General features: G+C 71.0%; 18 protein-coding genes. 10 read left to right on the top strand and 8 right to left on the bottom strand.

Going from position 1 to position 17,906, the window contains the following annotated elements:
• Positions 1-57 precede the first annotated feature (57 nt).
• Genes M5362_RS17675 through M5362_RS17665 form a run of 3 tightly spaced genes read left to right on the top strand, consistent with a single transcriptional unit; the run spans position 58 to position 2,753 of the window.
• On the top strand, positions 58-948 hold the full coding sequence (locus M5362_RS17675) for a sterol desaturase family protein (protein ID WP_260228539.1): 891 nt from the start codon (positions 58-60) through the stop codon (positions 946-948).
• Positions 945-1,691, top strand: coding sequence for a lysoplasmalogenase (locus M5362_RS17670; RefSeq protein WP_260228538.1), 747 nt, complete (start codon positions 945-947; stop codon positions 1,689-1,691). Before M5362_RS17675 ends, M5362_RS17670 begins: the two co-directional genes overlap by 4 nt.
• Positions 1,692-1,709: 18 nt before the next feature.
• Positions 1,710-2,753 carry a zinc-dependent alcohol dehydrogenase family protein gene (locus tag M5362_RS17665; RefSeq protein WP_260228537.1) on the top strand — a complete coding sequence of 348 codons (1,044 nt, stop codon included), beginning with the start codon at positions 1,710-1,712 and terminating at the stop codon, positions 2,751-2,753.
• 37 nt (positions 2,754-2,790) lie between these two features.
• On the opposite strand, the gene M5362_RS17660 is transcribed toward M5362_RS17665, so the two are convergent.
• A complete protein-coding gene (locus M5362_RS17660) occupies positions 2,791-4,092 on the bottom strand; it encodes a CoA transferase (protein WP_260228536.1) in 1,302 nt (433 codons plus the stop codon).
• A gap of 91 nt (positions 4,093-4,183) precedes the next feature.
• The gene (locus M5362_RS17655; RefSeq protein WP_260228535.1) at positions 4,184-5,722 is read right to left on the bottom strand and encodes a S8 family serine peptidase; all 1,539 of its coding nucleotides are present in this window, start codon (positions 5,720-5,722) and stop codon (positions 4,184-4,186) included.
• Between the two features lie 284 nt (positions 5,723-6,006).
• Between M5362_RS17655 and M5362_RS17650 the strand changes: the two genes are divergently transcribed.
• The 3 genes from M5362_RS17650 (at position 6,007) to moaA (ending at position 9,153) form a co-directional block, all read left to right on the top strand.
• The gene (locus tag M5362_RS17650) at positions 6,007-6,390 is read left to right on the top strand and encodes a DUF485 domain-containing protein (RefSeq protein WP_260228534.1); all 384 of its coding nucleotides are present in this window, start codon (positions 6,007-6,009) and stop codon (positions 6,388-6,390) included.
• Positions 6,387-8,012, top strand: a complete 1,626-nt coding sequence (locus tag M5362_RS17645; RefSeq protein ID WP_260228533.1) for a cation acetate symporter — start codon at positions 6,387-6,389, stop codon at positions 8,010-8,012. The genes M5362_RS17650 and M5362_RS17645 overlap by 4 nt, the downstream gene beginning before the upstream one ends.
• 151 nt (positions 8,013-8,163) lie before the next feature.
• Entirely contained in the window at positions 8,164-9,153 is a 990-nt protein-coding gene (gene moaA, locus M5362_RS17640) for a GTP 3',8-cyclase MoaA (protein ID WP_260228532.1), read from the top strand.
• Here moaA and M5362_RS17635 read toward each other — a convergent pair.
• Positions 9,136-9,366 (bottom strand): hypothetical protein, encoded by a 231-nt coding sequence (locus tag M5362_RS17635; RefSeq protein ID WP_260228531.1) that lies wholly within the window; start codon positions 9,364-9,366, stop codon positions 9,136-9,138. The two genes, moaA and M5362_RS17635, sit on opposite strands and share 18 nt — an antisense overlap.
• Positions 9,367-9,559: 193 nt before the next feature.
• The gene (locus M5362_RS17630) at positions 9,560-9,964 is read right to left on the bottom strand and encodes a DUF3099 domain-containing protein (protein ID WP_260228530.1); all 405 of its coding nucleotides are present in this window, start codon (positions 9,962-9,964) and stop codon (positions 9,560-9,562) included.
• Positions 9,965-10,144: 180 nt separating this feature from the next.
• Between M5362_RS17630 and M5362_RS17625 the strand changes: the two genes are divergently transcribed.
• Complete coding sequence (locus M5362_RS17625) at positions 10,145-10,420, top strand: GlsB/YeaQ/YmgE family stress response membrane protein (RefSeq protein WP_260228529.1); 276 nt, start codon at positions 10,145-10,147, stop codon at positions 10,418-10,420.
• Between the two features lie 155 nt (positions 10,421-10,575).
• Here the strand turns inward: M5362_RS17625 and tyrS are convergent, their stop codons facing one another.
• From tyrS to M5362_RS17610, 3 genes are all read right to left on the bottom strand, one after another.
• The gene (tyrS, locus tag M5362_RS17620) at positions 10,576-11,847 is read right to left on the bottom strand and encodes a tyrosine--tRNA ligase (protein ID WP_260228528.1); all 1,272 of its coding nucleotides are present in this window, start codon (positions 11,845-11,847) and stop codon (positions 10,576-10,578) included.
• 54 nt (positions 11,848-11,901) lie between these two features.
• Positions 11,902-13,296: a metallopeptidase TldD-related protein gene (locus tag M5362_RS17615; RefSeq protein ID WP_260228527.1), complete on the bottom strand. Its 1,395-nt coding sequence runs from the start codon at positions 13,294-13,296 to the stop codon at positions 11,902-11,904.
• Positions 13,297-13,378: 82 nt separating this feature from the next.
• Entirely contained in the window at positions 13,379-14,899 is a 1,521-nt protein-coding gene (locus M5362_RS17610) for a TldD/PmbA family protein (RefSeq protein ID WP_374214493.1), read from the bottom strand.
• A gap of 197 nt (positions 14,900-15,096) precedes the next feature.
• Between M5362_RS17610 and fabG the strand changes: the two genes are divergently transcribed.
• The 3 genes from fabG to M5362_RS17595 all read left to right on the top strand — a co-directional run bounded on the left by fabG (position 15,097) and on the right by M5362_RS17595 (position 17,188).
• Positions 15,097-15,816 carry a 3-oxoacyl-[acyl-carrier-protein] reductase gene (gene fabG, locus M5362_RS17605; RefSeq protein WP_260228525.1) on the top strand — a complete coding sequence of 240 codons (720 nt, stop codon included), beginning with the start codon at positions 15,097-15,099 and terminating at the stop codon, positions 15,814-15,816.
• A 5-nt stretch (positions 15,817-15,821) separates the two neighbouring features.
• Entirely contained in the window at positions 15,822-16,598 is a 777-nt protein-coding gene (fabI, locus tag M5362_RS17600) for an enoyl-ACP reductase FabI (RefSeq protein ID WP_260228524.1), read from the top strand.
• 185 nt (positions 16,599-16,783) lie between these two features.
• Positions 16,784-17,188, top strand: coding sequence for a hypothetical protein (locus tag M5362_RS17595; RefSeq protein WP_260228523.1), 405 nt, complete (start codon positions 16,784-16,786; stop codon positions 17,186-17,188).
• Here M5362_RS17595 and M5362_RS17590 read toward each other — a convergent pair.
• Positions 17,133-17,837: a FadR/GntR family transcriptional regulator gene (locus M5362_RS17590; protein ID WP_260228522.1), complete on the bottom strand. Its 705-nt coding sequence runs from the start codon at positions 17,835-17,837 to the stop codon at positions 17,133-17,135. The two genes, M5362_RS17595 and M5362_RS17590, sit on opposite strands and share 56 nt — an antisense overlap.
• Positions 17,838-17,906 lie beyond the last annotated feature (69 nt).

Genomic DNA, 17,906 nt, shown 5'->3' with positions numbered 1-17,906 from the left:
TACTTGTGGGTAACGGCGTCTAGTCGCGGCCCGACCCGCGCCCCTACCGTCGTCGGCATGCCGAACCTGCCCGATGTCGTGCTCTGGTCCATACCGGCGTTCGTCCTGCTCACCGTCGTGGAGATGGTCAGCTACCGGCTCCGTCCCGACGAGGACGCCGCCGGGTACGAGGCCAAGGACGCCGCCACCAGCATCGGCATGGGCCTCGGGAGCCTCTTCTTCGACCTCCTGTGGAAGATCCCGGTCGTCGCGCTCTACACGGCGGTCTACGGGCTGACCCCGCTCCGCGTCCCCGTCCTGTGGTGGACCATCCCGCTGATGCTGCTCGCCCAGGACTTCTTCTACTACTGGTCCCACCGCGGCCACCACGTCGTCCGGATCCTGTGGGCCAGCCACGTCGTGCACCACAGCAGCCGGAAGTTCAACCTCTCCACCGCGCTCCGCCAGCCCTGGACCGGCGTCACCTCGTGGCCGTTCTACCTGCCGATGGTCGCGCTCGGCGTCCACCCGGCCGCCGTCGCCTTCTGCTCCTCGGTCAGCCTCGTCTACCAGTTCTGGATCCACACCGAGCGCGTCGACCGGCTGCCCCGGCCCTTCGAGTACGTCCTCAACACCCCCTCCCACCACCGCGTCCACCACGCCTCGCAGGGCGGCTACCTGGACCGGAACTTCGGCGGGATCCTGATCGTCTGGGACCGGCTGTTCGGCTCCTGGGCCGGCGAGACCGAGCGGCCCGTCTACGGGCTCACCAAGAACATCGAGACGTACAACCCGCTGCGCGTCGCCACCCACGAGTACGCCGCCATCGCCCGTGACGTCCGGGCCGCGACCAGCTGGCGCGAGCGCGCCGGGCGGGTCCTGAGGGGGCCGGGCTGGCAGCCGGACGCCACGCCCCGACCCGCCGCCGGCGAGGCCGCGGGCCCCGCCGCCGCGGAGCCCGCCACATGAGCGCCCGTACCGCCAAAGCCAAAGCCAAGGCCCCGGATGCGACCACGACCACGGCCGCGCCCCCGGATGCGACCACCGCGGGAGCCACGGCCACGCCCCCTCCCGCCGTGGCGAGCGCGCTCTCCCGCGCCCTCCTCGCCGCCTTCGCGCTCGCCGTCGCCGTCGACCTGGTCTCCCTCCTCGCCGGCGCCGATCTCGGACACCGGATCGCCAAGCCGCTGCTCATGCCGCTGCTCGCCGCGTACGCCGCCACCCGAGGCGCCCCGAAACTCCTCCTCGCCGCGCTGCTCCTCGGCTGGGGCGGCGACGTCCTCCTGCTCTCCGACGCCGACGGGGCCTTCCTCGCCGGGATGGGCTCCTTCGCCGCCGGGCACGTCTGCTACCTGATCCTCTTCGGCCGCCGCAGGGCCTCCGTCCCCCTCGGCCTCGCCTACACCGCCGTCCTCCTCGGCACCGTCGCGCTCCTGTGGCCCGACCTCCCCGCCGAGCTGCGGATACCCGTCGTCGGCTACTCGCTCCTGCTCACCGCCCTGGCCTGCCGCTCCGGCTCCCTCGGGCTCACGGCCGGCGCGGGCGGCGCGCTGTTCCTGCTCTCGGACACCCTCATCGCGACCGGCATCGCCGAGTGGCCCCGGCCGCCGGCCTCCGCGTTCTGGGTCATGGCCACCTACATCGCCGCCCAGTACCTGCTGACTGCGGGGGTGCTCACACAGGCGTACGGTGATCGGAGCACCGCCGACTGAGAGCAAGGACCGCCCCCCATGCGCGCCACCACCATCCACGCCCCGTTCGACATGCGCGTGGAGGACGTGCCCGACCCCGTGGTCCAGGACTCCACCGACGTCGTCGTCCGGGTCCTGCGCGCCTGCATCTGCGGCAGCGACCTGTGGGCCTACCGCGGCGAGGCGGCCCGGCAGCCCGGTCAGCGCATCGGACACGAGTTCCTCGGCATCGTCGAGGCGGCGGGCGCGGACGTCTCCGGCTTCGCCGCCGGCGACCTCGTCGTCGCCCCCTTCGTCTGGTCCGACGGCACCTGCGAGTACTGCTCCGAGGGCCTGCAGACCTCCTGCCCGCGCGGCGGCTTCTGGGGCTCCGTCGGCTCCGACGGCGGCCAGGGCGAAGCCGTCCGCGTCCCCTTCGCCGACGGCACGCTCGTCAAGCTGCCCGCCGAGGCCGCCTCCGACGACCGCCTGCTCACCGCGCTCCTCGCCCTCTCCGACGTCATGGGCACCGGCCACCACGCCGCCCTGGGCGCGGGCGTCCGCAAGGGCTCCACCGTCGCGGTCGTCGGCGACGGCGCCGTGGGCCTGTGCGGTGTCCTCGCCGCGAAGCGGCTCGGCGCCGAGCGGATCATCGCGCTCGGCCGCCACACCGTCCGTACCGACATCGCCCGCACCTTCGGCGCCACCGACGTCGTCGCCGAACGCGGCGAGGCCGCCGAGGCCGCCGTCCGCGAGCTCACCGGCGGCCAGGGCGCCCACGCCGTCATCGAGGCCGTCGGCACCGAGCAGTCGATGCGCACGGCCGTCGCGATCGCCCGCGACGGCGGCACCATCGGCTACGTCGGCGTTCCGCACGGCAGCGGTACGGGACTCGACCTCTCCGTCATGTTCGACCGGAACATCTCCCTGCGCGGCGGCGTCGCGCCGGTCCGGGCGTACATCCCCGAGCTGCTCCCGGACATCCTCGACGGCACCATCGACCCCTCCCCGGTCTTCGACCTGACGGTCGGCCTCGACGGTGTCCCGGGCGGCTACAAGGCCATGGACGAGCGCACCGCGCTGAAGGTCCTCGTCAAGCCGTAGCCGGATCCTGCCGGCGGCCGGCCCTCAGGCACCGCCCTCACGTGCCGAGCCACACCGGATCGTCCCCGCCCTGGACGCCCGGCGGGCGCGACCAGCCCGCCGGGCCGCCCTCGTACGAGACGGGCGACAGCGCGTGCCGCAGCCGGCCCAGCGGGCCGTCCGTCTCCGTGAGGTACCGCTCCGGCTCGTACCGGGGCAGGGCGTGCGTCAGCCAGTGCCCCGTCTGCGCCAGGGCCAGGCGTACGAGACGCGTGCCGCCGTCCCTCTCCTGCTCGGTCAGGGACCGCAGCACGGCCGCCGCCAGCAGATAGCCCGTGCCGTGGTCCAGGGCCTGTGCGGGCAGCGCCCCAGGCCGGTCCGCCGACCCCTCGGTCACCGCGATCCCGGTCGCCACCTGCACCAGGCTGTCGAAGCCGCGCCGCCCGGCCCACGGCCCGTAGTCGCCCCACGCCGAGAGCCGCGCGACCACCAGACCGGGCCGGTGCAGACCGAAACGGTCCAGGGCGCCGGGGCGGTAGCCGGTGACCAGGACGTCCGCCGCGTCCAGCAACTCACCCAGGGCACGCCGGTCCGCCGGGCTGTCCAGGTCGAGCGCGGCCGTCCGCTTGCCGACGTCCGTGTCCGCGTGCTGGTCGGGCAGTTCGGGATTGCCCGGCGGGTCCACGCGCAGCACGTCCGCACCGAGCAGCGCCAGCGTGCGGGTCGCGACCGGCCCGGCGAGGACCCGGGTCAGGTCCAGGACCCGCAGCGGGCCCGAGCGCCGTCGCGGGGCCGCGTCGTCCAGCCGTTCCCGCGTCAGCAGCGGCCGCGCCGCCACCTCACGGCCCTGCTCGTGCGCCGCCCACTCCTCGGGGGTGCGCAGGGCGACCGCCAGCCCCCCGGCCGCGTACACCGCCGTCTCCGTCTCGACGGCCTTCCGCTCGGCGACCGACGCCGCCACGGCCTCCACCGACTCCTCCCGCACACCCAGCGCGGACAGCAGCGCCGTCCGGTGGTGCGGATAGTTGGCGTGCGTACGGACCCAGCCGTCGGAGGCGCGCCAGAGGCGGGACAGCGGCGCGAAGCTCACCGGGGCCCGGCCGTCCACCCGCAGGTGACGCTCGCTCACGAAGGCCGTGGCGACGGCTCCGTCGTCCACCCGGACCTTCCCCGGCAGACCGCCCCGCTCCACCGCGGCGAGACCCGCGACCGCGACCGTCGCCCGGGCCAGGTCCATCACCGGCAGCCGCGCCGGCAGCAGCCCCGAGGTGCCTGTGTGGGCGACCCGGTCGAGCAGGGCGGGATCACCGCCCAGGGCCGACCACAACAACTCCGTACCGGTACGCACTGTGTTGTCCATCCGCGCATGATGGCACCCGGTGCCACGCGAAGGGGCCCCGGCGTGGCGCACCACACCAGGGCCCCTCCGCATGTGCGCCTAAGGCATGCGCCTACCGGCGGACCGCGTCGAGCGCGTCCACGAGACCGGTTCCGTAGAAGCCGTTCTTGTTCTTGCCGCCCTCGCAGACGGCGTCGACGGCGCCGTCACCGTCGATGTCGTACGGGTTGGTGCAGGCGCGGTCGTCGGCCTGCGCGTAGAGCAGGGCCTTGAGCGAGGCCGGGCTCGCCTTCGGGTGCGTCGACTTCAGCAGCGCGAGCACACCGGCGGCGTGCGGCGAGGCCATCGACGTACCGGCCTTGTAGTTGAAGCCGCCGTTGACCGTGGTCGACAGGATCCGGCCGTTGATCGCCGGCGCCTCCGGGGTCTGGTACTCGGTGCGGTCGCCGCCGGGCGCCGCGATGTCGACGACACCGAGACCGTAGTTGGAGTACGAGGCCTTCAGGTCCTTGGCACCCGTCGCGGAGACCGTGACCACGCCGGGCAGCATCGCCGGGTAGTCCAGGCACTCCTTGGGGTCGACGACCCGGGTCACCGGCGTGGTGTCGTTCGGGCTGGTGGCGTCCGTGAGTTCGTCCGCCGACAGGTCCATGTCCGAGTTGCCGGCCGCCGCCACGTTGACCGTGCCCTTGCGCTCCGCGTAGCGGGTGGCACGGGTGACGGCCTCGATCAGGGCCTTCTGGTCGTCGTCGTTCTTGCACGCGAACAGCCACGGGTCGGTGTAGTAGCTGTTGTTGGTGATGTCGACGCCGTGCTCGGCCGCCCACACGAAGCCGCAGACGACGGCCTCGGTGTAGAAGAAGCCGTCGGGGGTGGACACCTTGATGCCCGAGACCTTCACGCCCGGCGCGACACCGGTGATGCCGGTGCCGTTCTTGGCGGCGGCGATGGTGCCGGCGACGTGCGTGCCGTGGTCGCTCTCGCCCGGGTTCGGACGCCACGAGCCGGGGGTGATGTCCGGCTTGCCGGTCACACAGTTGGCGGACGCGCGGGCGTCGAAGTTCGGCGCCAGGTCCGGGTGGGTGTCGTCGACACCCGTGTCGATCACGCCGACAGTGACGTTCCTGCTGCCGAGCGTCTTGCGGTGGGCCTTGTCCGCCTTGATGGCGGGGAGGTCCCACTGCAGCGGCTCGAGCGCGTCCTGGGCTTCGTCGGCGCGGGCCGCGGCGGCGGTGGCCTCGGACGGGGTGAGCGCCTGGCCGCCCTCGCCGACGGACGTGTCCGTCTGGACGGAGAGCGGGGCGGTGCGCGTCGATCCGGCCGACACCACACCGCGGACCTTGCGAATCGTCTTCGCGAACTCGGGGTTCTGCGAGTGGACGACTATCACGCCTATCTGGTCATAGGAGATGACCACCGTGCCGCCGGCCCTGGATATCGCCTTCTTCACCGAGGCGGTCGTCCCGCGCCGTCCGTCGACGTTGACGACGTAGGACAGCTTCGGGGCACTCGTCGAGACGGCGGGCGTCGCCGGGGCATCGCTCAGTTCGGCGGCGGACGCGCCGGCCGGAAGGAAGCCGAGCGAGGCCGTGAGCGCGAGACCGACAGGCAGAGCGAGTACTCGGCCGCGTCTCGATCCCAGATGAGCCATGGGTTCTCCACATCATCCGTATGTACTGCCCGACCGCGGATTGCGGACGGACAGGTGCATGACGAGTGAAGCTATCGCTGATCTTCCCGCCTCATCAATGAGTTGAGAGGACTTGATGCAGATCCGGAGGAAGATCCAGGAAGAAAACCACTCCCGATGAACCGCTTCGCCGCGCGCCCCGTGCCGTTGTGCAGGGGAGGAGCTCCGCACGGAGCCCCGTCCCCCATCCCCCCAGTGAGGCCCCTTTGTCCATGCCCACAGCACCCGCGTCGCGAGGAGATTCCGTGGCAACCGAAGCACTGCCGCCACCCCCAGGCGGAACGGACGCCCCCACCGGCCCCGCCCAGCCCACGACCGAGGCGTTCGTCGAGATGCAGGAGAGTGCGGAGTTCGGCGAACTGCGCCGCACGTACCGCTCCTTCGCCTTCCCCCTGACGATCGCCTTCATCGCCTGGTACCTGCTCTACGTGCTGCTCTCCAACTACGCGGGCGGCTTCATGGGCACCAAGGTCTTCGGCAACATCAACGTGGCCCTCGTGCTCGGCCTCGGGCAGTTCGCCACGACCTTCCTCATCGCCTGGCTCTACTCGCGGCACGCGGCCAATCGCCTCGACCCGAAGGCCGACGCCATCAAGTCCCGCATGGAGAACCCGGAGGCCGGCGCGTGAGCAGCACTCTTCTCCTCGCGGCGGGCAACGCCACCAGCGAGCACCGGCCGCTGATCATCACCCTCTTCGGGGCCTTCGTCGTCGCCACGCTCGTCATCACCGTCTGGGCCGGCCGCCAGACCAAGAGCGCCGCCGACTTCTACGCCGGCGGCCGCCAGTTCACCGGCTTCCAGAACGGCCTCGCGATCTCCGGCGACTACATGTCCGCCGCCTCCTTCCTCGGCATCGCGGGCGCCATCGCGCTCTTCGGCTACGACGGCTTCCTGTACTCGATCGGCTTCCTGGTCGCCTGGCTGGTCGCCCTGCTCCTGGTCGCCGAGCCGCTGCGCAACTCCGGCCGGTTCACCATGGGCGACGTCCTCGCCTACCGGATGCGCCAGCGCCCGGTCCGTACCGCCGCCGGCACCTCCACGATCGTCGTCTCGATCTTCTACCTGCTCGCGCAGATGGCCGGCGCGGGCGTGCTCGTCTCGCTGCTCCTCGGGATCACCAGCGACGGCGGCAAGATCGCCATCGTCGCCCTCGTCGGCGTCCTGATGATCGTGTACGTCACCATCGGCGGCATGAAGGGCACCACCTGGGTGCAGATGGTCAAGGCCGTCCTGCTCATCGCGGGCACGCTCCTGATCACCTTCCTCATCCTGCTGAAGTTCGGCTTCAACCTCTCCGACCTGCTCGGCGCGGCCGCCACCAACAGCGGCAAGGGTTCGGCCTTCCTGGAGCCCGGGCTCAAGTACGGGGCCACCGGCATCTCCAAGCTGGACTTCATCTCGCTCGGCATCGCGCTCGTCCTCGGCACCGCCGGCCTGCCGCACATCCTGATCCGCTTCTACACGGTGCCGACCGCCAAGGCCGCCCGTAAGTCGGTCAACTGGGCCATCGGCATCATCGGCGCCTTCTACCTGATGACGATCGTCCTCGGCTTCGGCGCCGCGGCCCTGCTGAAGAACAGCGACATCATCGCCTCGAACAAGGCGGGCAACACCGCCGCCCCGCTCGCGGCCCTGGAGATCGGCGGCGGCTCCGGCTCCACCGGCGGCGCGATCCTGCTCGCGGTGATCTCCGCCGTCGCCTTCGCCACCATCCTCGCCGTGGTCGCCGGACTGACGCTGGCCTCGTCGTCCTCCTTCGCGCACGACATCTACGCCAACGTCATCCGGCGCGGAAAGGCCACGGAGAAGGAGGAGGTCCGCGCGGCCCGCTGGGCCACCGTCCTCATCGGAGTCGTCTCGATCGCGCTCGGCGCACTCGCCCGCGACCTCAACGTCGCCGGCCTGGTCGCCCTCGCCTTCGCCGTCGCCGCGTCGGCCAACCTGCCGACGATCCTCTACAGCCTGTTCTGGAAGCGGTTCACCACCCAGGGCGCGCTCTGGTCGATCTACGGCGGTCTGATCTCCTCGGTCGTCCTGGTGCTCTTCTCGCCGGTCGTCTCCGGCAAGCCCACCTCGATGTTCAAGACCGTGGACTTCTACTGGTTCCCCCTGGAGAACCCCGGCATCGTCTCGATCCCGCTCGGCTTCCTCCTCGGCTGGCTCGGCTCGCTCCTCTCCAAGGAGGAGCCGGACAAGGGCAAGTACGCGGAGCTCGAGGTCAAGTCCCTCACCGGTGTCGGAGCGCACTGATCCGTACACGGTGAGCGATCGCGGAGCGGCCTCGTCGTAGAGTCCTACGACGAGGCCGCTCCGGTCCTCGTTCCAATCGGCTCTGCTGCTTGTCGGCCCTCTCGCGTAGGCTCGTTGGAGAAATCACCGAACGACAGGGAGGGGGCACACCGTGCTCATCGACACCTACGGCCGTGTCGCCACTGACCTGCGTGTTTCGCTCACCGACCGATGCAATCTGCGGTGTACGTACTGTATGCCGGAAGAGGGCCTGCAGTGGCTGGCCAAGCCTGATCTGCTGACCGACGACGAGATCGTCCGGCTGATACGGATCGCGGTCACCGACCTCGGCGTCACGGAGGTCCGCTTCACCGGCGGCGAGCCGCTGCTGCGCCCCGGGCTCGTCGGCATCGTCGAGCGATGCGCGGCCCTGGAGCCCCGCCCCAAGATGTCCCTGACCACCAACGGCATCGGACTCAAGCGCACCGCCGCCGCACTGAAGGCGGCCGGACTCGACCGGGTCAACGTCTCCCTGGACACCCTGCGGCCCGAGGTCTTCAAGACCCTGACCCGCCGCGACCGCCACCACGACGTGCTCGACGGCATGGCCGCCGCGCGCGAGGCCGGGCTCACGCCCGTCAAGGTCAACGCGGTCCTGATGCCCGGACTCAACGACGACGAGGCCCCGGACCTGCTGGCATGGGCCGTGGAGAACGCGTACGAGCTCCGCTTCATCGAGCAGATGCCGCTCGACGCCCAGCACGGCTGGAAGCGGGACGGCATGATCACCGCGGGCGACATCCTGGAGTCGCTGCGCACCCGCTTCACGCTGACCCCCGAGGGCGCGGACGAACGCGGCTCGGCCCCCGCCGAGCGCTGGGTCGTGGACGGCGGACCGCACACGGTCGGCGTCATCGCCTCCGTCACCCGCCCGTTCTGCCGGGCCTGCGACCGGACCCGGCTCACCGCCGACGGTCAGGTGCGCACGTGCCTCTTCGCCACCGAGGAGACCGACCTGCGGGCCGCGCTGCGCTCGGAGGCACCGGATGCCGAGATCGCCCGGATCTGGAAGCTGGCGATGTGGGGCAAGAAGGCCGGGTCGGGTCTGGACGACCCGAGCTTCCTGCAGCCCGAGCGCCCGATGTCAGCGATCGGTGGGTGACTCCCACTCGGCGAGCGGGACGACGTCCTTGAGGAATCCCCGTACACCCAGGAACTGGGAGAGATGCTCGCGGTGCTCCTCGCAGGCGAGCCAGGTCTTGCGGCGCTCCGGCGTGTGCAGCTTGGGGTTGTTCCAGGCCAGTACCCACACGGCGTCGGCGCGGCAGCCCTTGGCGGAGCAGATCGGCGTCTCGATCGGGGTCTCGTCACTCACCGGATTGATCACACGGTCATTGTCCAGCAATGGCGATGCCGAGCAGCCACGGGGGGAGCTGCCCGGCATCGGTCCGTCGCTCCGACGGGGGATGCGGAGCGCGTAGGCAGTATGTCACGGGGGATGGGGTCAGGTGCACTGGAACTTCATGATTGATCTGAGCTCTTCTTGAGCTTCGTGCGGGCCGTGGTGATCAACTCTGACCCGGGGAACGCTCCGCGTGGCCTTCCGCGGGAGCCTCCGTTCCCGCCTCCGTTCCCGCGTCCTTCCGCGGCTCCGTTCCCGCGTCCGCGGCGACGTCCCCGAGGGGGAGCTCGGGCCGGCTCGGCGGCGGTACGAACGTGGAGGGAAGGGCCGGCGGCCTCTCCCGCCCGGCGTTGGCGATGACGACCGCGACATAGGGGAGGAGCGCACCGAGCACCAGCGCCACGATCGCCACATGACGCTCGACGTTCCACAGGACGACCGCGGCGATGACGGACAGCGTCCGCACCGACATGGAGATCACATACCGGCGCTCCCGGCCGCGCACATCGTCGGTCAGGCCCTGACGGGCTCCGGTGATCCGGAAGACCTCTGTACCGCCGTGCTTCCGCATCGCGTTCCACCACCACCGTCCACGCCGGACCCTCCCCGGTCCGGACCTGTCTCCACGGTACGCCCGACGTCCGAGACGGAGCAGACCGGGTCACGTATGGCCCCTTCCGACATGCGGCGTATGGCGGATGGGCCGAGACTGGGCCCACATGCGCAGATTGCGCCGCATGAGGAGGCGACCATGAGTTGGTTGTGGGCAATCATCGTGGGTTTCGTGCTCGGCCTGATCGCCAAGGCGATCATCCCGGGCAAGCAGGAGATCCCGCTGTGGCTGACGACCGTGTTCGGCATCATCGGCAGTGTTCTCGGTAACTCCGTCGCGACCTGGATCGGCGTCGAGGACACCAAGGGCATCGACTGGACACGCCACCTGCTCCAACTCGCCGGCGCGGTCCTCGTGGTGTTCCTGGGCGACATGGTCTGGAACGCGATCAGGAGCAACAAGCAACGAGCGTGAAGGCCAGGGCCACGTGACGGCCACGGTCACGCGGAGGCCACGGCGGAGGCCACGGCCATGCGGAGGCCACGGACACGGCGAAGGCCACGGACACGGCGAAGGCCGGTACGCGCCCCGTGCGCGTACCGGCCTCCGTCACGTCATGCCCCGGGCCGTCAGCCCTGCGCGCCGACCTCGATCGCCGCCAGGTTCTTCTTGCCCCGGCGCAGCACCAGCCAGCGGCCGTGCAGCAGCTCGTCCGCCGACACCTCGGCGTCCTCGGCGGTCACCTTCACGTTGTTCACGTAGGCCCCGCCCTCCTTCACCGTCCGGCGCGCGCCCGACCTGCTCGGCGCCAGACCGACCTCGACGAACAGGTCCACGACCTGCCCGAGCTCGGCCACCCGCGCGTGCGGCAGCTCGGAGAGCGCGGCGGCCAGCGTGGCCTCGTCCAGCTCGGCCAGGTCGCCCTGACCGAAGAGCGCCTTCGAGGCGTTGATGACGGCCGCGCACTGCCCGGCGCCGTGCACCAGCGTCGTCAGCTCCTCGGCGAGGGCCCGCTGGGCGGTCCGCGCCTGCGGCCGCTCGGCGGTGAGCTGCTCCAGCTCCTCCAGTTCCTCACGGGACTTGAAGGAGAGGATCCGCATGTACGTCGAGATGTCCCGGTCGTCCACGTTCAGCCAGAACTGGTAGAACGCGTACGGCGTCGTCATCTCCGGGTCGAGCCAGACGGCCCCGCCCTCGGTCTTGCCGAACTTCGTGCCGTCGGCCTTGACCATCAGCGGCGTCGCCAGCGCGTGCACGTCGGCGCCCGGCTCCAGCTTGTGGATCAGGTCGAGGCCGGCCACCAGGTTGCCCCACTGGTCGGACCCGCCCTGCTGGAGCGTGCAGCCGTGACGCCGGTACAGCTCCAGGAAGTCCATGCCCTGGAGCAGCTGGTAGCTGAACTCGGTGTAGCTGATGCCCTGCTCGGACTCCAGCCGCCGGGCGACCGAGTCCTTGGTCAGCATCTTGTTGACCCGGAAGTGCTTGCCGATGTCCCGCAGGAACTCGATCGCGGACATGTTCGCGGTCCAGTCCAGGTTGTTCACCATGACCGCCGCGTTCTCCCCCTCGAAGGAGAGGAACGGCTCGATCTGGCTCCGCAGCCGGTTCACCCAGTTCCCGACCGTCTCGGGGTCGTTCAGGGTGCGCTCGGCCGTCGGCCGCGGGTCGCCGATCTGGCCGGTGGCCCCGCCGACCAGCGCCAGCGGCCGGTGACCGGCCTGCTGGAGCCGGCGGACGGTGAGCACCTGGACCAGGTGACCGACGTGGAGACTGGCCGCGGTCGGGTCGAAACCGCAATAGAACGTGACGGGACCGTCCGCGAGAGCCTTGCGCAATGCGTCCTCGTCAGTGGACTGGGCGAACAGCCCGCGCCACTTCAGCTCGTCGACGATGTCCGTCACGGTGTCCGGTCTCCTTGATCGATAGTCGTCACGCCGTCCCTCAGTCTAGGCGGGTCACACGCCCTTGCTGACCGAGCTCATGTTGAAGTCCGGCACCCGCAGCGCGGGCATCGCCGCCCTGGTGAACCAGTCGCTCCACTCGCGCGGCAGCGTCTTCTCGGTCCGGCCGGCCTCCGAGGCCCGCGACAGCAGGTCCACCGGCGACTCGTTGAACCGGAAGTTGTTCACCTCGCCGACCACCTCCCCGTTCTCCACGAGGTAGACGCCGTCCCGGGTCAGCCCCGTCAGCAGCAGCGTCGCCGGGTCGACCTCGCGGATGTACCAGAGGCAGGTCAGCAGCAGCCCCCGCTCGGTGGAGGCCACCATCTCCTCCAGCGAACGCTCGCCTCCGCCGTCCAGGATCAGGTTCCCGGCCCCGGGCGCCACGGGCAGGCGGGTGAGGCCCGCGGTGTGCCGCGTGGTGATCAGGTGCTCCAGCCTCCCCTCCCGTACCCAGTCGATCGGAGGCAGCGGCAGACCGTTGTCGAAGACGGAGGAGTCGTCGCTCGAGGAGTGCGCGATCACGAACGGCGCGGACTCCAGACCCGGCTCGTTCGGATCGCTGCGCAGGGTCAGCGGCAGCGGGGAGAGCGTCTCGCCGAGCCGGGTGCCGCCGCCGGGCTTCGAGAAGACCGTACGGCCCTCCACCGCGTCCCGGGCCGCCGACGACCACAGCTGGTAGATCAGCAGGTCGGCCACGGCGGTCGGCGGCAGCAGCGTCTCGTACCGCCCGGCGGGCAGCTCGATCCTGCGCTCCGCCCAGCCGAGCCGCTTCGCCAGGTCGGCGTCGAGCGCCGCCGGGTCGACGTCCTTGAAGTCCCGCGTCGAACGCCCGGCCCACGCGGAGCGCGAGCGGTCCGGCGACTTGGCGTTGAGCTCCAGGGTGCCGTTCGGCTGGTCGTGCCGCAGCCGCAGCCCCGTCGACGTGCCCAGGTAGGTCGAGGTCAGCTCGTGGTTGGCGAAGCCGTACAGCTCACGGCCGCCCGCCCGGGCGCGGGCGAAGGCCTCGCCGAGCGCGGGCGCGAAGTCCGTGAAGACGGCGGAGGTGGTCTCGGCCGGCGCGTCGATGAAGTCCGGGGAGGTGTCCACGCCTTCGACGAGCGGCTGGGCGTCCTCGGCCGGCCCCGCGGCCCGTGCGGCGGCCTCCGCCGCCCGCACCAGGGGCTCCAGGTCGTCGAGGGTCACGGCCGAGCGCGAGACCACACCGGACGCGGTCCCCTGAGCGCCGTCCACGGTGGCGACGACCGTGAGCGTACGGCCCCGGGTCACGCCGTTCGTCGTGAGCGCGTTGCCCGCCCAGCGGAGGTTGGCGGAGGACTCCTCGTCGGCGATGACGACACAGCCGTCCGCCCGGGACAGCTCGAGCGCCCGCTCGACGATCTCGTGCGGCTTGGTGATACGGGAGCTCATCGACCGGCCTCCTGCGTGGTGTTCAAACTGTGCTTGCCCGGGGGCCGACCCCCGGACCCCCGGCAGATTCCGTGGTGACCGGTCATCGTCCCGCCTCCTGCGTGGTGTTCAAGATGTTGACGCCCCGGAAGAGGGCGGACGGGCAGCCGTGGGAGACCGCCGCGACCTGGCCCGGCTGGGCCTTGCCGCAGTTGAACGCGCCGCCCAGGACGTACGTCTGCGGGCCGCCGACCTTCTCCATCGAGCCCCAGAAGTCGGTCGTCGTCGCCTGGTACGCGACGTCCCGCAGCTGCCCGGCCAGCTTGCCGTTCTCGATGCGGAAGAAGCGCTGTCCGGTGAACTGGAAGTTGTACCGCTGCATGTCGATCGACCACGAGCGGTCGCCGACCACGTAGATGCCCCGCTCGACGCCCCCGATCAGGTCCTCCGTGGAGAGCCCGCCCGGGTCCGGCTGGAGCGAGACGTTCGCCATCCGCTGCACCGGCACGTGCCCGGGGGAGTCGGCGAACGCGCAGCCGTTCGACCGGCCGAGGCCCGTCAGCTGCGCGATCCGCCGGTCCAGCTGGTAGCCGACGAGCGTGCCGTCCTTCACCAGGTCCCAGCTCTGCGCCTGGACGCCCTCGTCGTCGTACCCGACCGTCGCGAGGCCGTGCTCGGCGGTGCGGTCGCCCGTCACGTTCATGATCGACGAGCCGTACGCCAGCTTCCCCAGCTGGTCGAAGGTGGCGAACGAGGTACCGGCGTACGCCGCCTCGTACCCCAGCGCCCGGTCCAGCTCGGTGGCGTGGCCGATCGACTCGTGGATCGTCAGCCAGAGGTTCGACGGGTCGACGACCAGGTCGTACGTCCCCGCCTCCACGCTCGGTGCGCGCATCTTCTCGGCGAGCAGCTCCGGGATCCGCTCCAGCTCGGCGGCCCAGTCCCAGCCGGTGCCGGTCAGGTACTCCCAGCCCCGCCCGACCGGCGGCGCGATCGTCCGCATGGAGTCGAACTCGCCCGTCGTCTCGTCGACGGCGACCGCGGTGAGCTGCGGGTGCAGCCGCACCCGCTGCTGGGTGGTGACGGTGCCCGCGGTGTCCGCGTAGAACTTGTTCTCCTGGACGGTCATCAGCGAGGCGTCCACGTGCGCCACGCCCTCCGCCCGCAGCAGTCGGTCGCTCCAGTCGGCGAGCAGCGCGCTCTTCTCCGCACCGGGGATGTCGAAAGGGTTGACCTCGTACGAGGAGATCCAGGTCTTCTCCGCGTGCACCGGCTCGGGGGCCAGCTCCACGCGCTCGTCGGAGCCCGCCGCGGCGATCACCTTGGCGGACAGCTTGGCCATGGCGACGGCCTGCGAGGCGACCCGCGCCGCCCCGTCCATGGTGAGGTCGACCCCGGAGGCGAACCCCCACGCCCCGCCGTGCACCACCCGCACCGCGTAGCCGAGGTCCGTGGTGTCCGATGAACCCGAGGGCTTGGCGTCGCGCAGCCGCCACGAGGCGCTGCGCACCCGCTCCAGACGGAAGTCGGCATGGTCGGAGCCGAGGGCACGCGCGCGTGCGAGCGCCGCGTCGGCGAGCGCCCGCAGCGGCAGTGCCGTGAAGGCCGCGTCGAGGGAATGGATGCCAGATGGCACAGCTGTCTCCTGTCGTGTGAGACCGGTCATCCCCGATCATGTCGCGCTTTGGGCCGCCGCGCCCAGAGCTTTATGTAGGGACCCGACAGTGACATCCGTACGCCACTGTCAGGGGCCGTGTCCTCGCGGAAGGAAGCGGACCGATAGGTTTTCGGTATCCAGACCGCTATCGAAAGGGTGATCCGTTGAGCCGCTCGGTTCTCGTCACCGGAGGAAACCGGGGCATCGGCCTCGCCATCGCCCGCGCGTTCGCCGAGGCCGGCGACAAGGTCGCGATCACGTACCGGTCCGGTGAGCCGCCGGCCGCCCTGACCGATCTCGGCTGTCTCGCCGTCAAGTGCGACATCACCGACGGCGAGCAGGTGGAGCAGGCGTACAAGGAGATCGAGGAGAAGCACGGTCCGGTGGAGGTCCTGGTGGCGAACGCCGGGATCACCAAGGACCAGCTCCTGATGCGCATGAGCGAGGAGGACTTCACCTCCGTCCTCGACACCAACCTGACGGGCACCTTCAGGGTCGTCAAGCGCGCCAACCGCGGCATGCTGCGGGCCAAGAAGGGCCGCGTCGTCCTGATCTCCTCGGTCGTCGGTCTCCTCGGCTCGGCGGGGCAGGCGAACTACGCCGCCTCCAAGGCCGGACTGGTCGGCTTCGCCCGCTCCCTGGCCCGTGAGCTCGGCTCGCGCAACATCACGTTCAATGTCGTCGCCCCCGGTTTTGTCGACACCGACATGACCGCGGTGCTGACCGAGGAGCAGCGCGCGGGCATCGTGTCCCAGGTGCCGCTGGGCCGCTACGCGCAGCCCCAGGAGATCGCCGCAGCGGTGAAGTTCCTCGCCTCCGACGACGCCTCGTACATCACTGGAGCCGTCATCCCGGTTGACGGCGGATTGGGCATGGGTCACTGATCACCATGAGCGGAATTCTCGAGGGCAAGCGCATCCTGATCACCGGTGTGCTGATGGAGTCCTCCATCGCCTTCCACACCGCCAAGCTGGCCCAGGAGCAGGGCGCGGAGATCATCCTCACCGCCTGGCCGCGGCCGACGCTGACCGAGCGCATCGCCAAGAAGCTGCCCCACCCCGACAAGGTGAAAGTCCTGGAGCTCGACGTCTCCAACGACGAGCACCTCGCCCGCCTTGCGGGCCAGGTCCGCGAGCACCTCGGTGACCGGCTCGACGGCATCGTCCACTCCATCGGCTTCGCCCCGCAGGACGCGCTCGGCGGCAACTTCCTGAACACGCCGTTCGAGTCCGTCGCCACCGCCATGCACGTCTCGGCCTTCTCGCTGAAGTCCCTGACGATGGCGCTGCTGCCGCTGATGCACCAGGGCGGCTCGGTCGTCGGCCTCACCTTCGACGCGCAGTTCGCCTGGCCGCAGTACGACTGGATGGGCCCGGCCAAGGCCGCGCTGGAGGCCACCAGCCGCTACATGGCGCGTGACCTGGGCAAGCAGGACATCCGCTGCAACCTGATCTCCGCGGGCCCGCTCGGTTCGATGGCCGCGAAGTCGATCCCCGGCTTCTCCGACCTGGCCGCCGTCTGGGACACCCGGTCCCCGCTCGCGTGGGACCTCGCCGACCCGGAGCCGACGGGCAAGGGCGTCGTCGCCCTGCTGTCCGACTGGTTCCCGAAGACCACGGGCGAGATCATCCACGTCGACGGCGGTCTGCACGCGATCGGCGCGTAGGCGCTCGCACAGGCGACGACCTGACGAAGGCCGGGCGGCCCTCCACGGAGGCCCGCCCGGCCTTCGTCGTACCGCCCGCCCACCCCCCGCGTACCGGCCGCGCGCCCCCCGAGTCGAAAAGTCCGGCGACCCACCCCAAACTGGATCAGAGCGTGACATCCGGCTAATGGGGAGGAGGTACGGGCATGCGCGCGCCGCACCGCAGGGTCGCCGCTCTCGCGTCGGCCGTCGCTCTTCTCGCCGGACTCGCCGTCGCCGCCGAGGTCCGTGCCGCTCCCGCCCCCGCGGAGGAGGCCCCGGTTCCGACGGCCCGGGCGCCGGAGAACTTCGGGGCCTCGTGCCGTACGGAGATCGTGGGCTCCCGGGTCGTCGCGTACTGCCAGAACCCGTATCCCACCACCGACCGCGTCCGGCTGCACGTCGAGTGCGACCGCTGGTGGGACGTGGACACCGACAGTGCCCCCGTGGACGTCGGCCCCACCGCATACGCCCAGCTCACCGGCCGCTGCTGGAAGGAGGTCCGCTCCGCCTGGCTCACGCACCAGCCGGCCGAGCCCCTCCCGTCGTCCCCAGGTTCCTCAGGCACATGAACGGATACCCGGCCGCCTCGGCCGCCGCCGTCTCCGCGTCGCCGGCCCGGATCGCCTCCACCAGGCGCCCGTGGTCCATGTGGTGCTCCGGCCGCAGCTCCTGACCCACGTCGTCGCGCAGCCACTGCCGCAGGACGTGACCGAGGTCGGCGTACAGCTCGGTCAGCACCTCGTTGTGGGAGGCGATCACCACCGCGTGGTGGAAGGCGCCGTCCGCCATCACGAACCGCTCGGTGTCCCCCGAGGCGAACGCCTCCTCGCGCCCCGCGAGCAGGGCGTCCAGCTGCTTCAGGTCGCGGTCCGTGCGCCGCTGCGCCGCGAGCCGCGCCGCCGAGGACTCCAGCGTGGAGCGCAGCTCCGCGATGTGCCGGGGATCGGACCCGGCGAACCGCCGGTGCATGACCCCCGCCAGCTCGCTCGTCGCGACGACGTAGGTCCCCGAGCCCTGCCGGATGTCGAGCAGCCCGTTGTGCGCGAGCGCCCGCACGGCCTCGCGGACGGTGTTGCGGGCCACGCCCAGCTGCTCGACCAGCTCCGGTTCGGTCGGGATCCGTGAACCGACCGGCCACTCACCCGAGGTGATCTGGTTCCGCAGCTCCGTGATCACCTGATCGGAGAGCCCGGAACGCCGGGGAGAGCCGAGCGCCATGGCACACCTTCCATTTCGGTCCGGATCGGTTCCGGCCCGTTCCGGACTCGTTCCGGATTGGACAACCAA

The organism is Streptomyces sp. Je 1-79 (assembly GCF_025195125.1).
Classification (GTDB): Bacteria; Actinomycetota; Actinomycetes; order Streptomycetales; family Streptomycetaceae; genus Streptomyces.
This window is presented reverse-complemented; position numbering and strand designations above follow the sequence as displayed.

Coding starts and splice junctions, on each gene's coding strand:
- M5362_RS17675 (WP_260228539.1), top strand. CDS start 58: ATGCCGAACCTGCCCGATGTCGTGCTCTGGTCCATACCGGCGTTCGTC.
- M5362_RS17670 (WP_260228538.1), top strand. CDS start 945: ATGAGCGCCCGTACCGCCAAAGCCAAAGCCAAGGCCCCGGATGCGACC.
- M5362_RS17665 (WP_260228537.1), top strand. CDS start 1,710: ATGCGCGCCACCACCATCCACGCCCCGTTCGACATGCGCGTGGAGGAC.
- M5362_RS17660 (WP_260228536.1), bottom strand. CDS start 4,092: ATGGACAACACAGTGCGTACCGGTACGGAGTTGTTGTGGTCGGCCCTG.
- M5362_RS17655 (WP_260228535.1), bottom strand. CDS start 5,722: ATGGCTCATCTGGGATCGAGACGCGGCCGAGTACTCGCTCTGCCTGTC.
- M5362_RS17630 (WP_260228530.1), bottom strand. CDS start 9,964: ATGCGGAAGCACGGCGGTACAGAGGTCTTCCGGATCACCGGAGCCCGT.
- M5362_RS17625 (WP_260228529.1), top strand. CDS start 10,145: ATGAGTTGGTTGTGGGCAATCATCGTGGGTTTCGTGCTCGGCCTGATC.
- M5362_RS17615 (WP_260228527.1), bottom strand. CDS start 13,296: ATGAGCTCCCGTATCACCAAGCCGCACGAGATCGTCGAGCGGGCGCTC.
- fabI (WP_260228524.1), top strand. CDS start 15,822: ATGAGCGGAATTCTCGAGGGCAAGCGCATCCTGATCACCGGTGTGCTG.
- M5362_RS17595 (WP_260228523.1), top strand. CDS start 16,784: ATGCGCGCGCCGCACCGCAGGGTCGCCGCTCTCGCGTCGGCCGTCGCT.
- M5362_RS17590 (WP_260228522.1), bottom strand. CDS start 17,837: ATGGCGCTCGGCTCTCCCCGGCGTTCCGGGCTCTCCGATCAGGTGATC.